The sequence below is a fragment of the Bacteroides bouchesdurhonensis genome (assembly GCF_900155865.1).
Lineage (GTDB): Bacteria > Bacteroidota > Bacteroidia > Bacteroidales > Bacteroidaceae > Bacteroides > Bacteroides bouchesdurhonensis.
In genome coordinates, this window is record NZ_LT707006.1 from 3,946,979 (window position 1) to 3,969,485 (window position 22,507).

22 protein-coding genes are annotated in these 22,507 nt (G+C 50.2%); 17 read left to right on the forward strand and 5 right to left on the reverse strand.

Annotated elements, in window-relative coordinates; translation table 11 throughout:
- The first annotated feature begins 254 nt into the window (after nucleotides 1-254).
- On the forward strand, nucleotides 255-773 hold the full coding sequence (locus tag CZ225_RS17155) for a dihydrofolate reductase family protein (RefSeq protein WP_004326099.1): 519 nt from the start codon (nucleotides 255-257) through the stop codon (nucleotides 771-773).
- Between the two features lie 97 nt (nucleotides 774-870).
- Here CZ225_RS17155 and topB read toward each other — a convergent pair whose 3' ends face one another.
- Both topB and CZ225_RS17165 read right to left on the reverse strand, forming a co-directional pair.
- Nucleotides 871-2,958: a type IA DNA topoisomerase gene (topB, locus tag CZ225_RS17160; protein ID WP_032588335.1), complete on the reverse strand. Its 2,088-nt coding sequence runs from the start codon at nucleotides 2,956-2,958 to the stop codon at nucleotides 871-873.
- A gap of 26 nt (nucleotides 2,959-2,984) precedes the next feature.
- On the reverse strand, nucleotides 2,985-4,301 hold the full coding sequence (locus tag CZ225_RS17165; RefSeq protein WP_007482643.1) for a DUF3945 domain-containing protein: 1,317 nt from the start codon (nucleotides 4,299-4,301) through the stop codon (nucleotides 2,985-2,987).
- Between the two features lie 944 nt (nucleotides 4,302-5,245).
- Between CZ225_RS17165 and CZ225_RS17185 the strand changes: the two genes are divergently transcribed.
- From CZ225_RS17185 to CZ225_RS17210, 5 genes are all read left to right on the forward strand, one after another.
- Entirely contained in the window at nucleotides 5,246-5,872 is a 627-nt protein-coding gene (locus CZ225_RS17185; protein WP_077154777.1) for a Crp/Fnr family transcriptional regulator, read from the forward strand.
- A 155-nt stretch (nucleotides 5,873-6,027) separates the two neighbouring features.
- Nucleotides 6,028-6,438: a hypothetical protein gene (locus CZ225_RS17190; RefSeq protein ID WP_004309979.1), complete on the forward strand. Its 411-nt coding sequence runs from the start codon at nucleotides 6,028-6,030 to the stop codon at nucleotides 6,436-6,438.
- A 34-nt stretch (nucleotides 6,439-6,472) separates the two neighbouring features.
- The gene (locus CZ225_RS17195; protein WP_007478170.1) at nucleotides 6,473-6,673 is read left to right on the forward strand and encodes a hypothetical protein; all 201 of its coding nucleotides are present in this window, start codon (nucleotides 6,473-6,475) and stop codon (nucleotides 6,671-6,673) included.
- A 700-nt stretch (nucleotides 6,674-7,373) separates the two neighbouring features.
- The gene (locus CZ225_RS17205; protein WP_004309978.1) at nucleotides 7,374-8,075 is read left to right on the forward strand and encodes a DUF6088 family protein; all 702 of its coding nucleotides are present in this window, start codon (nucleotides 7,374-7,376) and stop codon (nucleotides 8,073-8,075) included.
- A 9-nt stretch (nucleotides 8,076-8,084) separates the two neighbouring features.
- A complete protein-coding gene (locus CZ225_RS17210) occupies nucleotides 8,085-9,101 on the forward strand; it encodes a nucleotidyl transferase AbiEii/AbiGii toxin family protein (RefSeq protein ID WP_004309977.1) in 1,017 nt (338 codons plus the stop codon).
- Between the two features lie 43 nt (nucleotides 9,102-9,144).
- On the opposite strand, the gene mobC is transcribed toward CZ225_RS17210, so the two are convergent.
- Genes mobC through mobA form a run of 3 tightly spaced genes read right to left on the reverse strand, consistent with a single transcriptional unit; the run spans nucleotide 9,145 to nucleotide 12,847 of the window.
- Nucleotides 9,145-11,154 (reverse strand): conjugal transfer protein MobC, encoded by a 2,010-nt coding sequence (gene mobC, locus CZ225_RS17215; RefSeq protein WP_032535948.1) that lies wholly within the window; start codon nucleotides 11,152-11,154, stop codon nucleotides 9,145-9,147.
- Nucleotides 11,155-11,171: 17 nt separating this feature from the next.
- Nucleotides 11,172-12,440: a conjugal transfer protein MobB gene (gene mobB / locus CZ225_RS17220; RefSeq protein WP_080714515.1), complete on the reverse strand. Its 1,269-nt coding sequence runs from the start codon at nucleotides 12,438-12,440 to the stop codon at nucleotides 11,172-11,174.
- Nucleotides 12,425-12,847, reverse strand: a complete 423-nt coding sequence (gene mobA / locus CZ225_RS17225) for a conjugal transfer protein MobA (protein WP_032535946.1) — start codon at nucleotides 12,845-12,847, stop codon at nucleotides 12,425-12,427. Before mobA ends, mobB begins: the two co-directional genes overlap by 16 nt.
- 561 nt (nucleotides 12,848-13,408) lie before the next feature.
- On the opposite strand from mobA, the gene CZ225_RS17230 reads away from it, so the two are divergent.
- From CZ225_RS17230 to traM, 11 genes are all read left to right on the forward strand, one after another.
- Entirely contained in the window at nucleotides 13,409-14,191 is a 783-nt protein-coding gene (locus CZ225_RS17230) for a ParA family protein (protein WP_028728951.1), read from the forward strand.
- A gap of 1 nt (nucleotide 14,192) precedes the next feature.
- A complete protein-coding gene (locus CZ225_RS17235; RefSeq protein ID WP_007478184.1) occupies nucleotides 14,193-14,621 on the forward strand; it encodes a DUF3408 domain-containing protein in 429 nt (142 codons plus the stop codon).
- A gap of 2 nt (nucleotides 14,622-14,623) precedes the next feature.
- Nucleotides 14,624-15,253, forward strand: coding sequence for a hypothetical protein (locus CZ225_RS17240; RefSeq protein ID WP_007478186.1), 630 nt, complete (start codon nucleotides 14,624-14,626; stop codon nucleotides 15,251-15,253).
- A gap of 170 nt (nucleotides 15,254-15,423) precedes the next feature.
- Nucleotides 15,424-15,720, forward strand: coding sequence for a DUF4134 domain-containing protein (locus tag CZ225_RS17245; RefSeq protein WP_004308755.1), 297 nt, complete (start codon nucleotides 15,424-15,426; stop codon nucleotides 15,718-15,720).
- 10 nt (nucleotides 15,721-15,730) lie between these two features.
- Nucleotides 15,731-16,093, forward strand: coding sequence for a DUF4133 domain-containing protein (locus CZ225_RS17250; protein WP_007566699.1), 363 nt, complete (start codon nucleotides 15,731-15,733; stop codon nucleotides 16,091-16,093).
- Nucleotides 16,090-18,603 carry a TraG family conjugative transposon ATPase gene (locus CZ225_RS17255; protein WP_007566701.1) on the forward strand — a complete coding sequence of 838 codons (2,514 nt, stop codon included), beginning with the start codon at nucleotides 16,090-16,092 and terminating at the stop codon, nucleotides 18,601-18,603. Before CZ225_RS17250 ends, CZ225_RS17255 begins: the two co-directional genes overlap by 4 nt.
- An 11-nt stretch (nucleotides 18,604-18,614) precedes the next feature.
- Complete coding sequence (locus CZ225_RS17260; RefSeq protein ID WP_007566703.1) at nucleotides 18,615-19,241, forward strand: DUF4141 domain-containing protein; 627 nt, start codon at nucleotides 18,615-18,617, stop codon at nucleotides 19,239-19,241.
- Nucleotides 19,242-19,260: 19 nt separating this feature from the next.
- Nucleotides 19,261-20,256: a conjugative transposon protein TraJ gene (gene traJ / locus CZ225_RS17265; RefSeq protein ID WP_028728967.1), complete on the forward strand. Its 996-nt coding sequence runs from the start codon at nucleotides 19,261-19,263 to the stop codon at nucleotides 20,254-20,256.
- A 20-nt stretch (nucleotides 20,257-20,276) separates the two neighbouring features.
- The gene (gene traK, locus CZ225_RS17270; protein ID WP_004325451.1) at nucleotides 20,277-20,900 is read left to right on the forward strand and encodes a conjugative transposon protein TraK; all 624 of its coding nucleotides are present in this window, start codon (nucleotides 20,277-20,279) and stop codon (nucleotides 20,898-20,900) included.
- Nucleotides 20,901-20,904: 4 nt separating this feature from the next.
- Nucleotides 20,905-21,201: a TraL conjugative transposon family protein gene (locus CZ225_RS17275; RefSeq protein WP_007754134.1), complete on the forward strand. Its 297-nt coding sequence runs from the start codon at nucleotides 20,905-20,907 to the stop codon at nucleotides 21,199-21,201.
- Entirely contained in the window at nucleotides 21,179-22,492 is a 1,314-nt protein-coding gene (traM, locus tag CZ225_RS17280) for a conjugative transposon protein TraM (protein ID WP_007754131.1), read from the forward strand. The genes CZ225_RS17275 and traM overlap by 23 nt, the downstream gene beginning before the upstream one ends.
- Nucleotides 22,493-22,507: the final 15 nt, after the last annotated feature.

The following is a 22,507-nucleotide window of genomic DNA, read 5'->3' on the forward strand; positions in this document are numbered from 1 at the left end:
GCCGGAATATTGCCTTTATATATAACATATACGTTCGCCGAACGTCCCAAAGTAGAAAACTGGCACTTTTCAAAATGTGGGGATATTCAGCGCAGGATATGCTATGCGTTTGTCATAGCGTGGCTGCACTGTTTCCACATTTGGGTATGCCAGTACCTCTACTTTGAAACAGCGTCATGCCACGCTTTCTTTTTTGGGGTTGCGGCTAACGTGCCAAGACAGTAGGGATTTATATCACTTTAATACCTGACAATATGGAACAAATCAAAGCGCACATCGCCGTATCGCTGGACGGGCATACCGCCACGCCGGACTATGAACTGGACTGGATGCCCCGTGAGGTCAAGGAACTGGCGGCAAGGGAACACGCCGCCGCAAGCTGCCTGCTTATGGGGGCGAACACCTACAACTACATCTTTGAACACTGGGGCGGGTGGCCGCACAAAAGCAAACGGTCTTTTGTGGTGTCACACTACGACACCAACGTTACACCGGACTGCGGGGTGGAGTTCCTGACCGAAGAACCGCTGCAAAGGGTCTATGAACTGAAACAGGAAACCGACATGCTGGTGGTGGGTGGCGGCAAGCTGCTTACTTCATTGATTAAAGCCGGACTGCTGGACAGCCTGACAATCTACACCGTCCCGGTCATGGCGGGCAAAGGCATCGGTTTTGTCGGGGAAACATCCGGCTCGCTGTGGAAGCTCTCGGAAAGCAGGGTGCTGGATAACGGGGTGGTCTGTTCGACCTACCTGTTTGGCGGGAACATATAAAAAATGCGCCCGGTTTCCCTCCGGGCGCAACCACTAAAATTTCAATTATTATAAGCTGTAAAACCTATCACAATGAAATTTCAGCGGCAAAGATAGGCTATTTCTTCGGTTTCGCTTTCTTTTCGGGGAATGAAAAACCGACATTGAACTGCTCGTCCAGTACCAGCGAAGCATCGAAAGCCTTGCCGTTCTTGCCCTTGAAGCCCTTGATTAGCCCGGTCTTGCGTTTAGTCACCAGCTCGACAATCTGCTTGTCGGAAAGCTGCTTGTCGCACTTGTTGCGGAATATGGTAAGCGTGCAGTCCACGTTGGAACACTTCGCCACTTTCGGGTAGAACAGGATGCGCCCGCTGCCGCATTTCGGGCAGGGGCAGGTTTCACCAGTAGCGACAGATAGCTGCACCGATAGCAGTTCTGCGGTGATTTGCGTTGCGTACACCTCGATGCCCTTTCGGAACGTGTCGGCATCCATGCTGCCCGCTTCTATCTTGGCAAGGGCGGTTTCCCACATGCCCGTCATTTCGACATCGGCAATCTTCTTGTCCTTGACAATCCCATAAACGGCAAGCCCCTTGTCGGTAGGCACAAGGTTCTTCTTCTCACGCACGATGTACTGGCGGGCGAACAGCGTTTCGATAATCGCCGCACGGGTGGCGGGCGTGCCTATCCCGACATCTTTCAGGCTGGCTTTCAGTTCGGCATCTTCCAGTTCCCTGCCTGCGTTCTCCATTGCCGCCAACAGGCTGCTTTCCGTGTGCAGCGGTTTCGGCTTGGTCTGCTTTTCGAGCAGATCCACGCCGGAGAGTGGCAAATATTCTCCCTCTTGGAGTGGCGGCAGGCTGGCGGCTTCTTCATCCCCGCCCGTTTCCGGCTCGCCGAACACGGCACGCCACCCGGCTTCTTTCATCACAGACCCTTTCACCGTAAAGTCGGTATCTCCCCCTGACAGCAAGGCGGTGGTAACGTCTTTCACGCACTTGCCCGAAAAGGCTTCCAGCATACGCCCGGCTACCAGCTCGTAAACCGCCCGCTCGTCTTTGGAAAGTTCGCCGGGCAGGTTCTCGGTAATGATTAAGGCGTGGTGGTCGGTCACTTTGCCGTCATTCACGCTGCGGCGGTTCAGGGGTGTGCCGTCCAGCCCGGCGGCATACCCGGCAAAGCGGGAGTATTGCCCCAGCAGGGCGACACGTTCCGGCATTTCATCGAAAACGTCCTCCGGGATATAGCGGCTTCCGGTTCGGGGATAGGACATCACTTTCTTTTCATACAGGCTTTGCGCTATGGAAAGCGTCTTGTCAGCCGAGAAGTTCAGCTTCGTGTTCGCTTCCTTTTGCAGCGTGGTAAGGTCGTACAAAAGCGGCGGTTCTTGGCAGGCTTCTTTCCTCTCAACGGATTTAACCACAAGTTGCCCGGCATCCTTTACCCGTTGCAGGGCGGCTATGGCTTCGGGCTGCTGTTCCCACTTGGCGGTCGATTGGGCGGTAAAATTTATTCCCCCGCTGGCGGTCACCGCTTTGAGTTGCCAAAACTTGGCGGGTACGAAATTCCTGTTCTCCAAATAGCGGCCGCATATCATCACGAGCGTGGGTGTCTGTACCCTGCCCAGCGAGAACACCCCCTGCCCGGCAGCTACGCTCAACGCTTGGGTGGCGTTTATCCCTATCAGCCAGTCCGCTTCGCTGCGGGACTTGGCAGAGAGGTAAAGGTTATCGTAACGCTCTCCCGGCTGCAAGTTATCCAGCCCCTCACGGATTGCCTTGTCGGTAAGGCTGCTTATCCACAGGCGCACAAATGGTTTCCGGCAGTTCAGGTAATGGAAGATATAGCGGAAGATTAACTCACCCTCACGCCCGGCATCGGTGGCGACAATAATCCGGTCGCACTGGTCGAACACTTCCTTTATCACTTTCAACTGTTTCAGCACGCCGGGGTCTGCCTTGTACCCTTTCTCCGCTTTCACCTGACGGGGGATTAGCTGGAAATCGGGCGGCAGTATGGGCAGGCTCTCCCTGCGGAAGTTCGCCACGCCGTAGGCTTCCGGCATGGCAAGCTGGATTAAGTGGCCGAACGCCCATGTCACCATATACCCGTTGCCGGAAAGATAACCGTCATTACGCCCGGTCGCACCGATGATGCGGGCGATGTCCTTTGCCACGCTGGGCTTTTCTGCTATCAATGCAATCATAATTCTTTACTTTTTAATGGTGGATATTACATTTTCATTCCTCTGGACTTCTTGGGCTTGTCAGCTTTCAGGCTCTTGTCCTGCGCTTTCTCCTGCTTCTCTTTCTGCTTGGGGGTGGGCTTGTCCTGACCCTGTTTCAACGGCTCTTTGCCCTGCTTGGTGGCTTCGTTGGTCTTGCCCCCGGAATTGACCGCTACCTGCGTCCGGTTCTCGGCGGCGGGGGTAACGTCTTTCGGCTGCACCTTGTCGTGGGATTTGCCCTGTGCGCCGGGCTGTACATGACCGTTGAACTCAACGCCCTTGCCGTCCTTTAGCCCGGCTACCTGCTGTTCTGCGGGCTGCTGCCCCTGCTGCAAGAACTGGACGGCGGCACGGGGCAGGAACTCCAAGCCACGCTCCACCGCACTGACCTGCAAATAGGCACTGCGCTTCGTGCCGTCCCTGAATTGCAGGTTTTCCATTTTCACCGCTTGCCCGGCTTCAAAGGCGGCTTTCTGTTCCGGGCTGACTTGCACGTTACAGATTGTATCGGGGCATTTCCATTTGTCAGCCCGCATGTATTCCAGTTCGTGCGTGTACCTGTCCCGGCTGACAAACACGGGGATTTGCTCGCCGCTTTTCGGGTCTTTGATTTCAGCGATGCCGCCCAAGTTGCCAGTGCCTTGCAAGTTGCCCTGTTCCTGCTTGGTGAACCCGTGTTCATGGAACGGGCGTTGCAACAGCTTTTCGTCCTGCTGCACGCCGTGCAGCTTGGGTACTACCGTGCCGTCCTTTGCCTGATAGAAAGAGAGCTTGACATCGGTAGGTTTGAGGTAGAAGCCGCCCACCGTCCCCGAAACGGTGTAGGTATTTCGGGACTTGTAGCCACGCATCACCCGGTCGAAGTCCTTCGTGTTTTTCAGGGTGTCGGCGGTGATGCCGACTTTTTTCAGGTTCTCCCAGTCGATTTTTGCCGGGTCGAAGCGGTAACCCTGCTTGAACTCGTGGAAGTCGGGCTTCGGAACTCGAAGCATTTCAGCCCGCTTGTCGCCCTCCGGTGTAGGGTTGCGGTGGTTTTCCTCGATTGCCTTTGCGTCCCGCTCCGCTTCGGAAGCCTTGACGCTGAACAGTTCCAGCCCGGAAGTGTCCTGATACTTGCGGTAGAAGTTGGAAATGAAGTTGCTGAACACATCGCTGTTCTTGTCCACCTGCATGAACTCGCCACCGTGTGTTGGCGGTACGGTCTGCAAATTGCCCTCCTTGTCAATACCCTTAACGGCACTCACCTTTCCCTGCTGTTTATCCAAGACCAGCAGCACGTCTTTTTCCTGCCCCTCTGCGGGCGGGGTCATTCTGTTTGCCATAAATAATTGAAATTTTAGCGGTTACGGGAATAGTCCCGCCCAAAGGTAGCGACTAAATATGCTATATTTGGACGGGCGGCAAGGGCTGTCCGAATTTGTCCTGCGGTGTCCCGATTTGTCCGGGTGGGATGAAATTCCGCAACCATTGGTTGCAGAATTGAAAAGGGCATAAAAAAAGAGAGTGAATGATTTCACTCTCTTTCGATGAACCCTTTGTGAACCCTTTGGTCGTTTTTTGAAATAGCTAAAACTCAAGTAATTTGCATATTTTGCAAAAGAAAATCATTCGAGTATGAACCATATGTGAACCCTTTAATGGATTAGCGGGGAACACTGTTTAAGCGTCATCGCGCTTCGTTAGTAATCTGTTATTGCACTCGTTTCAAATCCCCGATAGATTGGAGTGACATTTCTATGTAGGGAATAGTTTTTAGAATATGGATGTTATCTATTGCTTCTTTACCACCCAATGCCAATGCCGATACAAGACATGGAGATTATAGAATAAAAATAATTCATCTTTCTTATTATCAGTCATTTGAATATTTTCTGTTTTTCTCTATTTTTGCCATTTTCTGTTATTCAGTACACTTTGAAATATCATTTTCTTTTGTACCTTTGCATCCGCAAAAAACAAAAGAAAATCAACTATTTAGTGTAATTACCCGGTTACGGCACCTAAATCGAGATAAAACCTCTAAACAATGGCAATGTTAGAAAATAAAACGAAAGAAAACCCCAAGCTGGAGCAAAATAAGCTCTCGGACGGTAGAATAAGCCTTTACTTAGAGTATTATTTCCTCCTCAAATTATTAAAAGTAATACTGTCAAAAAGAAATACCTTTTATTCTTACTCTTTTCGCCAGTACTTATATCTTGCAGTCAACAGAAAAAAGTTTAGTACGGTTTGGATATATAGACAAAAAACAGACTAAACTCCAAACATGGAAATTCAGATATTTTTTATACATTTCTTTTATATACAAATGATAGCCGAATTCAATTCATATATGAGTAACATAGACATAGACTTCTTCAAGGAGTTGTGTCTGAAACATGGAGAGTTACGACATTATAAAAAGAATGAGTTTATTCTCCATGAAGGTGATGCCTGTTCTTTCTTCGGGTTTATCTTATCAGGCGTAGTCAAATACAGTTGCACCAACCGGACAGAAAACAAGCCGTATAATGTCGGTTTTTCCTTTCCAAATGAATTTATAGCCGATTATCCCACTTGCTTATATGGCATGAAATCAGAATTGAATATACAGGCGATAATCCCGTGCGAGATTTACATCTGTTCTTCTACATTCTTACAGCAAAAATTCAAGGAAAATAATGAAAACCAACGGATAGCCCGTATCGCAGCCGAACAGATGTTTTTCCAATCATATTCACGTTATTTGGATTTATTCAGATTCACACCGGAAGAGCGTTACCTCCAACTTTTAAAAAAATGCCCTGCAATCCTTCAAATGGTATCACTAAAAGAAATAGCATCCTACCTTAAAATTACACCCATACACATGAGCCGAATCAGACGCAAGCAAAGTTTTGACAACAAAAAATAAACATAGGTTTAGAAATTTACATTCATAACAATATTCCAAGAGTATCTTAATCTGCCAAAGAATTCTTCTTTTTATCTTTGTCTTATCTTTGGTTGGTTCAACGAAGAGACAAAATAAAGATTGAATGAGTTAAACAAGGGATTAAAAAAAAGAATATGAAAACAAAAGAAATTCTTGGAATACTTATGCTATTCCTCTGTACATTCAGCTTTATAAGCTGCGACGATGATAATGAACAGACAAATGAATTAACCCCCGAAGCACTTTATCAGACTTCATGGCGTGGAACAGGGCATTGTGAGGCTTGGACAGTACAAAATATGGGGGTCGGTATGCAATTTGTAGATACTCGGAAAGGGAAAGTAAATTGGGAAGGTTACGATGAAATTGATATTACTTATACAATAGAAGGGAAATATATCACATTTAATAGCAATGCTTTATATTTGGGTGGAGCCCCTTGGATTATCAAAAGCTATACCCAAAAACATATAACCATTATACAGAATGAAATTAGTCCAGATAAAGAGAAAGTAGCTACAATTGAATTAGAGAAAATAGATTAAACTGAATCATGGGAACATTAAGTTGCATAAATGTATGCTACAACAGAACAATGAGAACCGTGAGATTTGCAAATTGAGCAAAGAAAGTCATAAATACCTTGTAAATAAAGGAAAAAATGCAGATTCATCTAATATTCCTTTATGTGCTATTATCGGGCTGGTCTATGGGCTGAAACACAAGGAAAAGAGATTCACCTTGTTCTTTTGTATAGGATTGGTTATTGGGTTAGGATGAGCAATTTATATGCTACTGCTAATAAGGTCAATGTAAATCAAAGGAATATGAAACTGAAATATATATTGAATGCTATACTATTTGTTTTGGCATTATCTTTTTTGTCTATGTGTATATTTAAGACTACAGAGTTAAGTTTAAAATGTATACAATTTGCTGTATCTATCTCTTGTATAGGAGCAATGTTTTCTACAAAAAGATATAGATACATATTTGCATCTATTGCTTTAATCATTATAGGAATATCTTTTTCACTTTAAATGTCCATAATAACGATAATGATTTGATTATTGAATGGTATAATAATAGTCCAGTCTACAGATAGCGACTAAAAACGGGGGCAAGGGATGCCCGAATTTGTCCTGCGGAGCTTGAAATTATCCGGGTGCGGTAAATCTCCAACTGTTGGTTGGAGATTTAAAACGGGTACAGACCGAAGTTAATCGCTTGCTTTAGACGAGCCATTTGTGAGCCATTTGTATAGTATTGTTTTCGGCTTATAATCAGCATTTTACAAAAATCGCATTATACTTGTGAGCCATTTGTGAAGCGTTTGGCAAGCCTTTGATTGAGTTTCCGTTATTCTCCTATTATCAGGTGACACGACAAAAAGAAAACATCTTCGGCAAAATCTTTGTTATGTTTTTGCAGGTGATTACATAATATACTATCTTTGCAGATAGAAACAAAGGACATAAATATGGCTTCATTCAGGAAAGAGATACTTGGGCAGATTGAACGGATAGATACCGGGCGTATATTCACGTTCCGGGATTTGTCGTTTGAAACGGAAAAGACCGCCAATGTTGCGGTGCTACTTTCCGAACAGAGCCGCAAAGGGGTACTGGTACGGGTTGAAAAGGGGGCGTACTACCGTCCCAAGAAATCAGTGCTGGGGCTGGGAAAGCTGCCTGTCTATCAGGATGAACAGTTCCGCTACCTGACTGAAAAACTGAACGGCTATATCACGGGGGCTTACATCTATAACAAAATGGGGCTGACCGAACAGGTAGCCACAACCATAACGATAGCCACTCCTAACCCGGTTCGCCGTTTCCGTTTCAAGAACTTGGATATAGAGTGCGTGAAAGCCTACTGCATGGTCTATCCGGATGAAAGCCTTGTCCCGTACTTGCGGCTGCTCGATGCGATAAAGGACATGAAGCGCATACCCGGAACAACCGGGCAGGACATCTACAACCGGGTCAAAAGCCAATATTTCAACGGGTACAGCCTGCCGGAACTGGAAAAAATCGTATCTTTGGCGAAAAGTTACCCGCCACGTGTCAGAAAGGTGGTGGCGGATATACTGGGCGACATCAGACAAACCGTATTGCAAACGGAAATGGCAAAGACCATTCTTCCCACGACACGGTTCAACTTGGATTATAAAACAGCATAGGACAGAAATATGAATTTACATTCGGACAAGGAAGCGTTCAAGGAAATTATCGCACTGGCGGCTGACCATTTCGGCTACGAGCAGTCGCACGTGGAAAAGGATTACTGGGTATCGAAGATACTGCGGGATATTTCCATGTCCGAATATGCGGATAAGACCTACTTCAAAGGCGGAACTTCACTTTCCAAAGCCTACGGGCTGATAGAACGTTTCTCGGAAGATTTGGACTTGTTCGTGTTCACGGGTGATAAAGGTGCGTCCAAGCAGGCAGAAAAGACATTGAACAAGAAACTTTCCAAATACATAGCCGAACTCAATAGTGACATATACAAGGAAGATTTGTCGGAAACGGGCGGTAATTACCGTAAACTGTATTTCTCGTATGACAATGTATTTCAAGGCGTGGGACTGAAAGAACATTTGGAAGTAGAGATAAAATCCTGTGACCTGCCGGACAAAAAACTGATGTTCTACCCGGCGGACAAGCGGGTTATCAAACCGATTGTGACCGCCTTTCTTGAAAGCATCGGGCAAGAGGAACTGATAAGCACCTACGGGCTGGAAAGTTTTGAAACGCAGTGTATCAACCCCCGAAAGACTATCTGCGACAAGGTTTCAAGGCTGGTAAAGCTGTCTTACAATGAGGATGCAGCCGCACTGTTGGCAAAGCATATCCGTGACGTTTACGACTTGTCGGCACTCTACCACAATCAGGAATATAACGATTACCTACATTCGGAAGATTTCTTGGATGCCATGTACCGGGTGACGATAGAGGACGGACTAAATAAAAACTCCCGTTCGCACTTGTCGCTGGCTGATGCACCGATATTCAAGGATGCCGAAGCGGTCATGGCGTTACCCGAAGTGGCTACGGCGTACACTACCGATTTGAAGAAACTGACTTTCGACAAAAGCAAGATGCCGCCGATAGGCAAGGCTGTGGAAGCATTGAAGAACCTGCACGAAATATTAGTGCGTTTTGAAGCCTACCGCACCAAAAAGCAAAATGAAGAACAACCGTAAAGCTACATCGGCTGTTCTTCACTCCATACATTATTATATATAGCTATTCTTCCTCCTTAATCAAGTGGCATAACTCCGGGTCGTTCTTAATCCGGGTTATCTCGTCCTCGACTATCTGCCTGACTTCCTGACGGATGCGGTCATAGTTGGCTTGTATCTCCTCCTGCATCCGGTCGTTGCCGTCCTTGTCGGTGAAGTCGATAATCTGCGGCAACTTCACGTAACGGGCGGTTTCCCGCTTCACCTTTTCATTGTCCACCACGATTTCACAGTGGAAAATCTTCTGCTCTATCCGTTCATCGAAATTGTCCGCTATTGCCCCCACGAACATACCTTGCGTGAGGTTGGATATTTTGCTGGCGGGTATCAGGCTGTCCATTTGGGTGCTTATCGAGGTGGATTTTTCCCGTTGGTTGATTGTCATGCTCTGCCGTTTCTGCAACACCTTTCCGAAACGCTCGGAAAGGATTTTCGCCGTTTCACCGACTACCTGACCGCTGAACACGTTGCCCACAGTATTTTGGATTACCCGGCTTTCCTTGTCCCCGTAGTCACGGGTAAGCTGGCTGTAATCCTGAAAGCCCAGCAGAACCGCTACCTTGTTGCTTCGTGCCGTAGCAATCAAATTGTCAAGTCCACGAAAATAAATCGTTGGCAACTCGTCTATAATCACCGAACTTTTAAGCTGACCTTTCTTGTTTATCAGCTTCACGATACGGGAATTATACAGTCCCAATGCTGCCGAGTAGATATTTTGGCGGTCAGGATTGTTGCCGACAACCAAGATTTTAGGCTCTTTCGGGTTGTTGATGTCCAGTGAAAAATCATCACCTGTCATAACCCAGTAAAGGGCGGGTGAAATCATCCTTGAAAGCGGGATTTTCGCACTGGCAATCTGCCCCTGCAACTGTTCTTGGGCGTCCGATTCCCAAGCATCTACGAACGGGGAAAGGTAATTTTCCAGTTCGGGGTAGCTGCGCAAAATGGTGAATACATCGGCGTATTTCTTGTTCAACAGTTCTATGGCATGGGGGAACGTGCAATACTTACCGCCTTGATAGATACGGAGATACCAAATTATAGCCGCCAAAAGGATAATCGGACTTTCCACGAAGAAATCGCCCTGCTTGCTTATCCAACTTCGATTGAGGTTAAGCATTATCGTGTAGCTTGCTTCGTAGGCATCCGCAATGTCCGACATGAAGCTGGCATTTATCGGGTTGCATCGGTGGCTCTTGCGTGGGTCGTCAAAATTGATAACGTAAAATTTCGGCTTAACCTTGTAGCCGTCCAAGTGGTTAAGTAAATGATTGTAAGCGATTTCCGAAAGGTCAGGAAACTTATAATCATACAGGTAGAGCGCAAAACCTTTCTCGATTTGCTGTTTTATGTAATTATTTACTACTGCGTATGACTTCCCGCTGCCCGGCGTTCCTAACACGATGCTCGCACGAAAAACGTTTACAACGTTAATATAGCCATTGTTCCACTTCTTCTTATAGTAGAACCGGGTAGGCAGATTTACCGAATACTCGTTCTCGATAAGCCTTGTTTCCTGCTGGAAACTTTCGTTCTCGGTATTAAAGACATCATCCATGAGGTTGTTTTTCAACAACCGGGACATCCACGTACCCGCCATGAGCATACAGATATAGCCCACCGAAAGCGTGGCGATATAAAACACGGCATCCGCCGTATGTGGCAGCGGAAGTTCCAGCAGCCACCAGTTCAGGAAAAACAACACGACACCCGCCGCAAGGCTGCAATGTATCTTCGTCCACGTTATCTTTTCCTCTTTCACGCCCTTAGTGCCGATGCACGACAGGGCGAGGAACACCACCGCAAAAAGTTTTGTCCAAAGAACGGACGAGAACAGCCCGGTGGTGCGCTGGAAGTTCCACAGTATCTTGTCTATCACTTCAAAGGTCACTCCCCATTCTTTCAGGGTGGAGTAACAGAACCAGTACACGTTTATTCCCACGAATAGAATACTGACAGCCCGCATAAAGTCCATGACCCTTGCAAGCCCTCTCAAATCATCCTCTTGCTGCATAATTGTATGTTTTTAAGTTAGTCGATGTGCCTTGTGCGCTTCTTTTTCTTCTTTCTCTTTTGGCGGGCGGTGTCCTGCGGCTCGTCACCGCCTGATGCACCGCCGCCCAGCAAACCGCCGAAAGCACCCAGCACGGAAGCCACGCCCGAAACGATGTCGGCTTTCGGCGTGAAGCCCTGCTGTTCCTGATGCGTGGGCTGGTCTTGCTGCGGTGCTGCCACTTCGGGCTGGTGTATCTTTCCGGTTTCGCCCGAAAAACGTTCGTTGAACACGTTCGCCGAATACTCCTTGCCCAAGCGTGAACCGTTCAGCACCACCCGGCTGTCATGGTCGATGAACGTAACGCCATAGATGCGCCCGCTGTCGTTCTGACGGAATACCACGTCAATGCCCCGCTTCCTTAGCTGCTGTTCCAGTTCCTTGCGGCTGTGGGCGGTCTGCATGGCATTGGCTACAATCTTCCGGGTGCGTTCTTTCAATTTCCCGTTCTTGATTGCTTCGCCCGATTTCTCCATTCTGCGCTGCACCGCTTCATAACCTACCGACTTGCCGATGCGGGAAGCCTTTACCGGGTTGCCTGTCTTTTCGCCCTTGTCGTTCATGGCGGAATAGACAATGCCCTGATAGGGCTTGCCGTTTATCTCGCCTTTGACTTCCTCGGCGCACACGTTGTAAGCGGCAAGCAAAGCCTTATATTCCCCGAACGACTGGAAGCGGTAGCCGTAACAAGCCGCTTTCACGGTGTTGCCGATTTGGTGCTTCACGTCCCCGGCGGCATAGTCCACCTTTTTAAGTTCCGGACGTTCGGCACGTTCCTTTCGCTCTGCCGGGTGCAGCCCGTATTTCTTTTCCAGTTCACGGGTGATTTGCTTGCTGCGCCGATGCTCGAACCTGTCATTCAGCGGTCTGCCGTTCTCGTCCACCCGCAACCCCACGATGTGGATATGGTGGCGGTCGATGTCGGTATGCTTGTACACCAAATAAGGCTGGTCGCCATAGCCCAACTTCCGCATATACTCCCGTGCGATGTCGGAAAGCTGCTGGTCGGTCAGCACGTCTTCCGGGTGCGGGTTTATGGAAATATGAAGTATCGGCTTCTTGGTGGAAAGCTGGACGGGCATCTGCATTTCAAAGCTGCGCATACACTCGCCGATAGAGAAATTCCCGTCCTCGCTCAACAGCATTTTGTTGGAAAAAAGCACCTTTGCTTCCTCGCTGTCCACCTTGTTTTGGTTGTACGCCAGTGCGCCGAACATATTGCCGCCAGTGCTTATTTTGGCAACCATAGTTCCTTGCACTCGTTTGTCAGGTCGATAACCTGACGGTTTAACATAGATAATTCAGTGGTCGCCTTTTCCAGTTTATAGAGAAAAGCCAGTGCCTTTTTCTCCGAAAAATTGCTATGCAACGCCTTTACAACTTGGTTATAATTGACCGCCACGGCTCTGAACTGGGCGTAAAATTCGGTCAGCCGGGCGCAATACTCGACCGCCGACTTATCCACTTTCACCACCCGGAACGGCTCGCCGAATAGTCGGGCAGCGATGAACCGGGACTTGCTCGTGACGCCCGACTGCTCCCACTGCGAGAGGAAACGGGCGTTCTCCCGGTCGTTCAGGTAAAGGACATGGCGATGCTTCGCCGGGTCTGCGAGGGCGGGGCGACCGCCCTTGTTGGTTCTTCTTGTTTCCATGCTTCTTTGGATTAAAAAATTACGACTTCGGAGTGATTTTTACCCCCGCAAGGGGCAAGGCGTTTTCAGGCACGGAAAACGGTTTTGTATGCTACAAAACACACCTTGCTATTTTCTGACGAAAATCGAAATCCGTCACGGACGGATTGGGGTTAGCGTGGAACGGTAAGCCCAGCCATTCACCAGCCCTGTTTTACACCTGCGCCCCCTGCGGTTCGTTACTCCGCTGCAAAGTAACGGTGATTTATAATGCTGTAAAATAGGTGGTTGGTGGACAAAACGGGACAGCGCAGGACAAATCGGGACAAGGTTTTCAGGGGACGTTTTTTCTCCCTTTTTTTGCATCGGATTTCAATATTGAAAGCAAGATTGAAAGAAATATTCCAATCAGGAAAGAATGATTGAAAGCAGGATTTCAATAAAACATGATTGCAGGATTTCAATATTTCAAGAAAGAATGAAAGCAGGAAAACAAGATTGAAATAAAACAGTCTTTCAATATTTCAAGATTGCAATATGGAAAGAATGATTGAAAGCAATAAACAAATCTATCAACCAATAATGAACGGAAGCAATATGGAAAACGAGAAAACACCCCTTTATGTCGCCTTTTCCACACAAAAGGGCGGGGTCGGCAAAACCACCTTTACCGTGCTGGCGGCGAGTTACCTATACTACCTCAAAGGCTACAATGTGGCGGTGGTCGATTGCGACTACCCCCAGCACTCCATTGCCGGGATGCGCAAGCGGGATGCCGAGCAGGTCGGGGCGGATGAAGATTACAAGCGCATGGCGTATGAACAGTTCACCCGGCTGGGGAAGAAAGCCTACCCGGTACTGTGCAGTTCGCCCGAAAAGGCGATTGCAACGGCTGACGGATATATAGCCGCCGGACACGTGCCGGATATAGTGTTTTTCGACCTGCCCGGCACGGTGAACAGCGAGGGCGTGATAAACTCCCTTGCGGGCATGGACTACATTTTCACCCCCATTTCAGCCGACAAGGTGGTGCTGGAAAGCAGCCTGTCGTTCGCAATGGCTATCCAAAAGCTATTAGTGAAGAATGAAGCCTGCCGACTTGCAGGGCTGTACCTCTTTTGGAACATGGTGGACGGTAGGGAGAAAACAGACCTTTACACCGCCTACGACAAGACCATTAAGGAACTGGAACTGCCGCTGATGAAAACCTTTATCCCCGATACCAAACGCTACAAAAAGGAACTGGTGGCGGATAAAAAGGCGGTGTTCCGCTCCACGCTCTTTCCCGCCAGCCGCCCGTTGGTAAGGGGAAGCAACTTGGAAGAACTGATAACCGAAATAGTGTACTACATCAAATTAAAATGATATGGCAAAGCAAAGCGGCGGGATGCCGAAGATAGACGAGGATTTTATGCGGGAACTTATCTCGCAGGGTGTACCCGCCAAGCGGGAGAGCCAGCCGGATGATGAACCGCAGCCCGGCAGCGAAACGGAAACCGCCCACGAGGGACGGCAGGCTGAAACAGTGCAAGTAGAGAAACCGACACCCCGCAAGCGCAAGGGCGGTTCGGGCGACTACCGGGAAACCTACTTTCAGAAAGTGGAACTGGCAGACCGACAGCCCTTGTACGTGAGCCGAACCACGCATGAGAAGCTGATGCGTATCGTGACGGTGATAGGCGGGCGAAAGGTGACGGTAAGCAGCTACGTGGAAAACATTCTGCTGCGCCACTTCGAGCAGTACCAAGACGAGATAAACACCCTGTACGAAAGCCACTTCCAAAAGCCTGTCTGACTATGGTAATCTATTGCATACTTACCGGGCTTTTGGTGTACTACATCGCCCTGTGGCTGTGGTATCGCTACACGGACAGCCGGACATCACCGGGCAAAACGGATGATGCGCCGCTTCCACGAAACGGGGTTTCAGGCTACACGCTGATAGGTGAAAGCCGATACAAGAGCGGACAATTTCAGACAGCGCAGGACAAATCGGGACACCTCCCGCAAGCGGCTGAAAATGATACTATTTTTGCGCCGCAGGCTGACGGACTGCCGGAAGAAACGCCCGGTTACGAGAATGACGAACCCGACTACGAGGACGAGGAAATAGCCGGGTACATGGACGGTGACGATGATACCGGGCGGGCTACGGGCGTGAGCTTTGACGAACTGGGCGAAGCGGTACGCACGGCGAACGCCGACAACCCCACCGAAACGGAACAGCGGCAAGCCGCCGGGACACTGGCAAGGATTGAGGGGACGAACCTCTACGATGCGGTGGTGGAGAACATCAACGGCGGGCTGGCAAAGGTGGCGGAACTGCTGGGACGCAACGAAGCGGAACTGGCTGCGGCTGCTGTCCCTGCCGAAGCTGGCAATAAAAGCAAGGAACACGAAGCGTTCGACATGAACGATTTCCTATAATATAATAATGTATAAGCCTGACAGCATGAAACAGCGTGATTACGGTTGATTGGCAACCTGAAAACCAAACAGACAAACGGGACTATCCCCGACCACTAAAATTTCAAATTATTCACCAGCCGGGAAAGGCGGACTATCCACCCGCCGCCCGGCATTAAAAACAAATCACAATGAGAAAGAAAATCTTCTTGTCGGCGGCTATACTTGCCGCCGTGGTAAGTGCCTACGCACAAGGAAACGGGCAGGCGGGCATCACCGAAGCCACGAACCTAATCACCGGGTATTTCGACCCCGGAACAAAACTGGTGTACGCAATCGGGGCGGTCTGCGGCTTGATTGGCGGGGTAAAAGTATATAACAAGTTTTCAAGCGGCGACCCCGACACCTCAAAGACCGCCGCCAGTTGGTTCGGGGCGTGCATCTTCCTGATTGTAGCCGCCACTATCCTGCGCTCGTTCTTCCTCTAAACCTGCGGCTATGTCTGACGAGTTGTTGAGGGCTAAGCCCGAAAAATATCAGGTAAACAGGGGTATCGGGAAGCCCGTGGAGTTCAAGGGGCTGAAAAGCCAGTACCTCTTTATCTTTTGCGGCGGCTTGCTCGCCGTCTTCGTGGTGTTCATCGTCCTGTTCATGGCGGGCGTGAACCAGTGGCTATGTATCGGTTTCATCGTGTCGGCTTCGCTGCTGCTCGTGTGGCAGACGTTCCGGCTCAACGCCAAGTACGGCACGCACGGGCTGATGAAAGCCGCCGCACGCAAACGGCATCCACGCTTCATTATCAGCCGAAAGGCGATACCCCGATTATTCACCTACAAAAAAAGAAAGGAAGAAAGACCATGAGAAATATGTTAAAGGCTACCACGCTGGAAAGGAAATTCCCCCTTTTGGCGGTGGAGAACGGCTGCATCATTTCAAAGGATGCGGACATAACGGTGGCTTTCAGGGTGGAACTGCCCGAACTGTTCACCGTCACCAGTGCCGAGTACGAAGCCATACATTCGGCATGGTACAAGGCAATCAAGGTGCTGCCCGACTACTCCATAGTACACAAGCAGGACTTCTTCATCAAGGAGAACTACCAGCCCGACACGGAAAGGGACGAGCTTAGTTTTTTAAGCCGCTCCTTTGAACGGCACTTCAATGAACGCCCGTTCCTGAACCATTACTGCTACCTGTTCCTGACAAAGACGACAAGGGAGAGAAGCCGCCGACAGAGCGACTTCTCCACCCTATGCCGGGGCAGGATTGTACCGCAGGAGATAGCCGACAAGGAAGCGGCGGCAAAGTTCATCGAAGCGGTCGGGCAGTTTGAAAGGATTATGAACGACAGCGGGTTTGTCACCCTTACCCGGCTGGCGGCATCGGAAATCACCGGGCAGGACGGAAAGGCGGGCATCATTGAGAAATACTTCTCGCTATCGCAGACAGATACCACCTGCCTGAAAGACATCGGGCTGTACCCGGAAGAAATGCGTGTCGGGGACGACATACTGTGCCTGCACACGCTTTCGGACGTGGAAGATTTGCCCGGAAAGGTCGGGACGGACACACGGTTTGAGAAGCTGTCCACTGACCGGAGCGACTGCCGACTGTCATTCGCCGCCCCGGTGGGCGTGCTGTTGTCGTGCAACCACGTCTATAACCAGTTCATCTTCATAGACGACCACGCCGAAAACCTGAAGAACTTCGAGCAGACCGCCCGGAACATGCAATCGCTCTCCCGTTATTCCCGTGCCAACCAAGTGAACAAGGAATGGATAGACGAGTACCTGAACGAAGCGCACAGCAAGGGGCTTGTATCGGTGCGCTGCCACTGCAACGTCATGGCATGGAGTGACGACCGGGAAGAACTCAAACGCATACGCAACGATGTGGGAAGCCAGCTTGCGCTAATGGAGTGCAAGCCACGCCACAACACGGTCGATACGCCCACGCTCTTTTGGGCGGGCATACCCGGAAACGAAGCGGACTTCCCCGCAGAGGAAAGTTTCTACACGTTCTTGGGGCAGGCTCTCTGCCTGTTCGTGGAAGAAACGAACTACAAGAGTTCGCTTTCGCCGTTCGGCATCAAAATGGTGGACAGGGTGAGCGGTCGCCCGCTGCATATCGACATATCGGATTTGCCCATGAAGAAAGGCATCACGACCAACCGCAACAAGTTCATACTTGGGCCGAGCGGGTCGGGTAAGTCTTTCTTTACCAACCACATGGTGCGTCAGTATTACGAGCAGGGGGCGCACGTGCTGCTGGTAGATACGGGTAACAGTTACTTGGGGCTGTCCCAGCTTATCCACAACCGCACGCACGGCGAGGACGGGATTTATTTCACCTACACCAACGAGAACCCGATAGCGTTCAACCCGTTCTATGTCGAGGACGGGGTATTCGACATAGAGAAGAAAGAGAGCATCAAGACCCTTATACTCACCCTGTGGAAGCGGGATGATGAAGCCCCGAAGCGGTCGGAAGAAGTGGCGTTGTCAAACGCCGTGAGTGCCTATATCGAACTGACAGGCAAAGACCGTTCGGTAACGCCCTGCTTCAACACGTTCTACGAGTTTGTCCGGGATGATTACCGCCGACAGCTTGAACAGAAGAACGTCAGGGAAAAGGATTTTGACATAAACAATTTCCTGAACGTGCTTGAACCGTACTATCGTGGCGGTGAGTACGACTACCTGCTGAACTCCGACAAGGAACTGGATTTGTTGCACAAACGCTTCATTGTCTTTGAGTTGGACAACATCAAAGACCACAAGATTTTATTCCCGGTAACGACTATCATCATCATGGAAGCCTTTATAAACAAGATGCGCAAGTTAAAGGGAATAAGGAAGTTAATACTAATCGAGGAAGCGTGGAAAGCGATTGCATCGGCGAACATGGCGGACTATATCCGCTACCTCTACAAAACCGTCCGAAAATATTTCGGGGAAGCGATTGTAGTCACGCAAGAGATTGAGGATATTATTTCTTCCCCTATCGTGAAAGAGAGTATCATCAATAACTCGGACTGCAAAATCCTGTTAGACCAAAGAAAATATCTCAACAAGTTTGACAGCATACAGAACCTCTTGGGACTGACCGACAAGGAGCGTTCGCAGATATTGTCTATCAACATGGCGAACCACCCCGGACGGAAGTACAAGGAAGTTTTCTTCTCGCTGGGCGGCACGCAGTCGGCGGTGTACGCCACAGAAGTTTCATTGGAAGAATATTACACCTTCACGACAGAGGAAAGCGAGAAAATGGAACTGTTCGCACTTGCCGACAAGCTGGGCGGCAACCTTGAACTGGCTATCAAGAGGCTTGCAGAAAGCAAACGTAATCCCCAATCATCAACAACTTAAAAATCAGGAACATGAAAAGAACAATTCTCCTTATGGCGGTATGCCTTTGCTTCATCGGCAACGCATCCGCACAGTGGGTGGTGTCAGACCCCGGCAATTTGGCACAGGGCATCATCAACACCACCAAGCAGATAGTGCAGACTTCCACCACAGCCAAAAACACGCTGGACGGCTTCATGGAAGCGCAGAAGATTTTCCAGCAGGGAAAAGTCTATTACGATGCGCTCAAAGCGGTACACGATGTTGTCAAGGGCGGCATCAAGGTGAAGAAGTCCATTGAACTGGTGGCGGAAATATCCGAAATCTACGTGCGAAACTACCAGAACATGCTGGCTGACCCGAACTACACGCCGGATGAACTCACCGCCATTTCAGCCGGGTATGCCAAGCTGCTCTCCGAAAGTGCGGACGTGTTGCAGGACTTGAAGAATGTAGTGAACGTGACGGGTATGTCGCTGACGGATGCCGAAAGGCTGGCGGTAATCAACAACGCCTACAAAAGCCTGCTCAACTACCGCAACCTCGTGAACTACTACACCCGAAAGAACATATCCGTGTCCTACCTGCGGGCAAAGAAGAAGAACGACACAGACCGGGTGCTGGCTCTTTACGGCTCGGCGGATGAACGCTACTGGTAACATATAAATCGGTATGCCTATGTTATTAGCAGCGGTGGATTTTGACAACCTGCACCAAGTGTTGCGGGTGCTGTACGATGAAATGATGCCCTTGTGCAGCAACATGACGGGGGTAGCCAAAGGAATAGCCGGGCTGGGTGCGCTGTTCTATGTAGCCGCCAAAGTGTGGCAGTCGCTCGCACGTGCCGAACCCATAGACGTGTACCCGCTCCTGCGTCCCTTTGCGCTGGGGCTGTGCATCATGTTCTTTCCCACGTTCGTGCTGGGGACTATCAACACGGTATTGTCGCCAGTGGTGAAAGGGTGCAACCAACTTATGGAAACGCAGACTTTCGACATGAACGAATACCGGGCACAGAAAGACCGACTGGAATATGAAGCCCTGATGCGTAGCCCCGAAACGGCTTACCTCGCTTCGGACGAGGAATTTGACAGGCAACTGGAAGAACTGGGCTGGTCGCCCTCCGATATGGTAACTATGACGGGTATGTATATGGACAGGGCGGCGTACAATATAAAGAAGTCCGTCCGGGACTGGTTCAGGGAACTGCTGGAAATGCTCTTTCAGGCGGCGGGGCTGATTATAGACACGCTGCGCACGTTCTTCCTAATCGTGTTAAGCATACTGGGTCCGCTGGCGTTTGCGATTTCCGTCTATGACGGTTTCCAAAGCACGCTGACCCAGTGGATTTCACGCTATATATCCATTTACCTGTGGCTACCCGTGTCGGACTTGTTCAGCAGCGTGCTGGCACGCATACAAACCCTGATGCTACAAAAAGACATCGAGCAGCTTTCAGACCCGAATTTCATTCCTGACGGGAGCAGCACCGTGTATGTAATCTTTATGATTATCGGCATCGTGGGCTACTTCACCATTCCAACGGTGGCAAGCTGGATAGTGTCGGCTGGCGGTACGTCTGCCTATAACCGCAACGTGGCACGGGCTGGGTCAATCGCCGGGGCGGCGGTCGGTGCGGCAAGCGGGAAAGTAACCGGGAAACTACTCAAATAACCAACATCAATATTTAGTATATGGAATTTAAGTCATTAACGAACATCGAAACGAGTTTCCGGCAAATCAGGCTCTTTGCGCTGGTATTCATCTGCCTGTGCGCACTGGTGACGGGCTTTGCCGTGTGGAACTCGTACAGCTTCGCCGAAAAGCAGCGGCAGAAGATATACGTCCTCGACAACGGCAAAAGCCTGATGCTGGCACTCTCGCAGGACATGGCGCAGAACAGACCCGTGGAAGCCAAGTCGCACGTGCGGCGTTTCCACGAACTTTTCTTCACGCTCTCACCCGACAAGGGGGCTATCGAAAGCAACATCAAACGCTCGCTGTTCCTCGCCGACAAGACCGCTTTCAACTATTACAAGGACTTGGCGGAAAAGGGCTACTACAACCGGGTGATTTCCGGAAACGTCACGCAGACGGTGGAGATTGACAGCGTGAAGTGCGACTTCGACCAGTACCCCTACAAGGTGAACACGTATGCCCGCCAGTTGATTGTCCGGGAAAGCAGCCTGACGGTGCGAAGCCTTGTGACCTCGTGCCGCCTGCTCAACGCCACACGGAGCGACAACAACCCGCACGGCTTCATCATCGAAGCGTTCACCATTACCGAGAACAAGGATTTGCAGACCATTAAGAGATAGCCTTATGGAAAGAAAACGAAACTACATCGGAAAGGTGCGGGACTGGGCGGACGACCGCCTGCGCCGAATGTGCGGACGGATTACGCCGGGCAAAAGGCTGGCGGTTATCCTCGTGATGTTCTTCTTCCTTGGCGGCTTGTCTATCTACATTACCGTTTCATCAATCTACAACATCGGGAAGCGGGACGGCAGGCGGCTGCAAATAGAACACATCAGGCAACTGCCGTTGCACGGCAACGACACAACCAAAAGTATCAACCCCTTAAACAGACCGCAATATGGAAGAAGTACAGAAGAATGAGAACGGCACGACCGTACCGCAGGCGGACGGGAAGCCGAAAAAGGAAGATAAACCCAAACGGGAACTTACCCCGCAGCAGGTGCAGCAGCGCAGGAAAATGATAGTCTTCCCGCTGATGTTCCTTGCCTTTGCCGGGTGCATGTACCTGATATTCGCACCCTCCGGCAAAGAGGACGTGAACGTGGAAAGCGTGGGCGGCTTCAACGCCGACATACCCCTGCCCGCAGAGGACGGGATTATAGCCGACAAGCAAAAGGCTTACGAACAGGCGATGATAAGCCGCAGGCAGCAGGAGAAGATACAGTCCTTGCAGGACTTCGGTTTCACCGGGAACGATGAAGCGGAAGAACCGCAAGCGGAAATCGACCTGATGCCGGAAGAGGATGCGAAGCCCCAAAGGGGCGGCGGTGCTTCTTCGGCATACGCTTACCGGGACATCAACCGCCAGTTAAGCACGTTCTATGAAACTCCGGCGGTGGACGAGGAAAAAGAGGACTTGAAGCGGCAGGTAGCGGAACTGACCGATAGGCTGCAACAACAGAACGCCACACCCACCGCTGACGACCAAATGGCACTCTTGGAAAAGTCCTACGAGCTGGCGGCAAAGTACATGAACGGCGGGCAGGGACAAGTCGCACAAGTCCCGGTAACGGGCGACATTGACCGCAAGCCGGATGCGGTGGCGGTGCAGGCTGTCAGGGAAACGACCGTTTCGGGATTGCGGCAGCCCATGAGCGATGCCGACTTCATCCGGGCTTACAGCCAGCCACGAAACTACGGCTTCAACACGGCAGTAGGCACGGGGTACGCTATGGGAAAGAACACGGTAGCCGCCTGCATCCACCAAGACCAAACCTTGACGGACGGGCAGGCGGTGAAACTACGGCTGCTCGAACCCATGCAGGCGGGGAACATAGTCGTGCCGAAGAATACCCTCGTGGCGGGGACGGCAAAGGTGCAGGGCGAGCGGCTCGACATACTGGTGTCCTCGATTGAGTACGCTGGCAACATCATCCCGGTGGAACTCGCCGTGTTCGACACGGACGGGCAAAAGGGGCTGTCCGTCCCGTCCTCTATGGAGCAGGAAGCGTTCAACGAAGCTATGGCGAATATCGGAAGCGGGCTGGGTACAAGCATTTCCTTTGCCCAAAGTGCCGGGCAGCAGGTGGCTATGGACGTGACAAGGGGATTGCTGCAAGGAACGTCCGGCTACCTCGCCAAGAAGTTCCGAACCGTGAAAGTGAAGCTGAAAGCCGGGTACAGGGTGATGCTTTACGCCAAACAACAATAACCATTTTATCAACCG

What these genes read in the sequence shown, in the direction of transcription:
- CZ225_RS17155 (WP_004326099.1), top strand. Translation starts at nt 255, where the DNA reads ATGGAACAAATCAAAGCGCACATCGCCGTATCGCTGGACGGGCATACC.
- topB (WP_032588335.1), bottom strand. Translation starts at nt 2,958, where the DNA reads ATGATTGCATTGATAGCAGAAAAGCCCAGCGTGGCAAAGGACATCGCC.
- CZ225_RS17165 (WP_007482643.1), bottom strand. Translation starts at nt 4,301, where the DNA reads ATGGCAAACAGAATGACCCCGCCCGCAGAGGGGCAGGAAAAAGACGTG.
- CZ225_RS17185 (WP_077154777.1), top strand. Translation starts at nt 5,246, where the DNA reads ATGGAAATTCAGATATTTTTTATACATTTCTTTTATATACAAATGATA.
- CZ225_RS17190 (WP_004309979.1), top strand. Translation starts at nt 6,028, where the DNA reads ATGAAAACAAAAGAAATTCTTGGAATACTTATGCTATTCCTCTGTACA.
- CZ225_RS17195 (WP_007478170.1), top strand. Translation starts at nt 6,473, where the DNA reads ATGCTACAACAGAACAATGAGAACCGTGAGATTTGCAAATTGAGCAAA.
- CZ225_RS17205 (WP_004309978.1), top strand. Translation starts at nt 7,374, where the DNA reads ATGGCTTCATTCAGGAAAGAGATACTTGGGCAGATTGAACGGATAGAT.
- CZ225_RS17210 (WP_004309977.1), top strand. Translation starts at nt 8,085, where the DNA reads ATGAATTTACATTCGGACAAGGAAGCGTTCAAGGAAATTATCGCACTG.
- mobC (WP_032535948.1), bottom strand. Translation starts at nt 11,154, where the DNA reads ATGCAGCAAGAGGATGATTTGAGAGGGCTTGCAAGGGTCATGGACTTT.
- mobB (WP_080714515.1), bottom strand. Translation starts at nt 12,440, where the DNA reads ATGGTTGCCAAAATAAGCACTGGCGGCAATATGTTCGGCGCACTGGCG.
- mobA (WP_032535946.1), bottom strand. Translation starts at nt 12,847, where the DNA reads ATGGAAACAAGAAGAACCAACAAGGGCGGTCGCCCCGCCCTCGCAGAC.
- CZ225_RS17230 (WP_028728951.1), top strand. Translation starts at nt 13,409, where the DNA reads ATGAACGGAAGCAATATGGAAAACGAGAAAACACCCCTTTATGTCGCC.
- CZ225_RS17235 (WP_007478184.1), top strand. Translation starts at nt 14,193, where the DNA reads ATGGCAAAGCAAAGCGGCGGGATGCCGAAGATAGACGAGGATTTTATG.
- CZ225_RS17240 (WP_007478186.1), top strand. Translation starts at nt 14,624, where the DNA reads ATGGTAATCTATTGCATACTTACCGGGCTTTTGGTGTACTACATCGCC.
- CZ225_RS17245 (WP_004308755.1), top strand. Translation starts at nt 15,424, where the DNA reads ATGAGAAAGAAAATCTTCTTGTCGGCGGCTATACTTGCCGCCGTGGTA.
- CZ225_RS17250 (WP_007566699.1), top strand. Translation starts at nt 15,731, where the DNA reads ATGTCTGACGAGTTGTTGAGGGCTAAGCCCGAAAAATATCAGGTAAAC.
- CZ225_RS17255 (WP_007566701.1), top strand. Translation starts at nt 16,090, where the DNA reads ATGAGAAATATGTTAAAGGCTACCACGCTGGAAAGGAAATTCCCCCTT.
- CZ225_RS17260 (WP_007566703.1), top strand. Translation starts at nt 18,615, where the DNA reads ATGAAAAGAACAATTCTCCTTATGGCGGTATGCCTTTGCTTCATCGGC.
- traJ (WP_028728967.1), top strand. Translation starts at nt 19,261, where the DNA reads ATGTTATTAGCAGCGGTGGATTTTGACAACCTGCACCAAGTGTTGCGG.
- traK (WP_004325451.1), top strand. Translation starts at nt 20,277, where the DNA reads ATGGAATTTAAGTCATTAACGAACATCGAAACGAGTTTCCGGCAAATC.
- CZ225_RS17275 (WP_007754134.1), top strand. Translation starts at nt 20,905, where the DNA reads ATGGAAAGAAAACGAAACTACATCGGAAAGGTGCGGGACTGGGCGGAC.
- traM (WP_007754131.1), top strand. Translation starts at nt 21,179, where the DNA reads ATGGAAGAAGTACAGAAGAATGAGAACGGCACGACCGTACCGCAGGCG.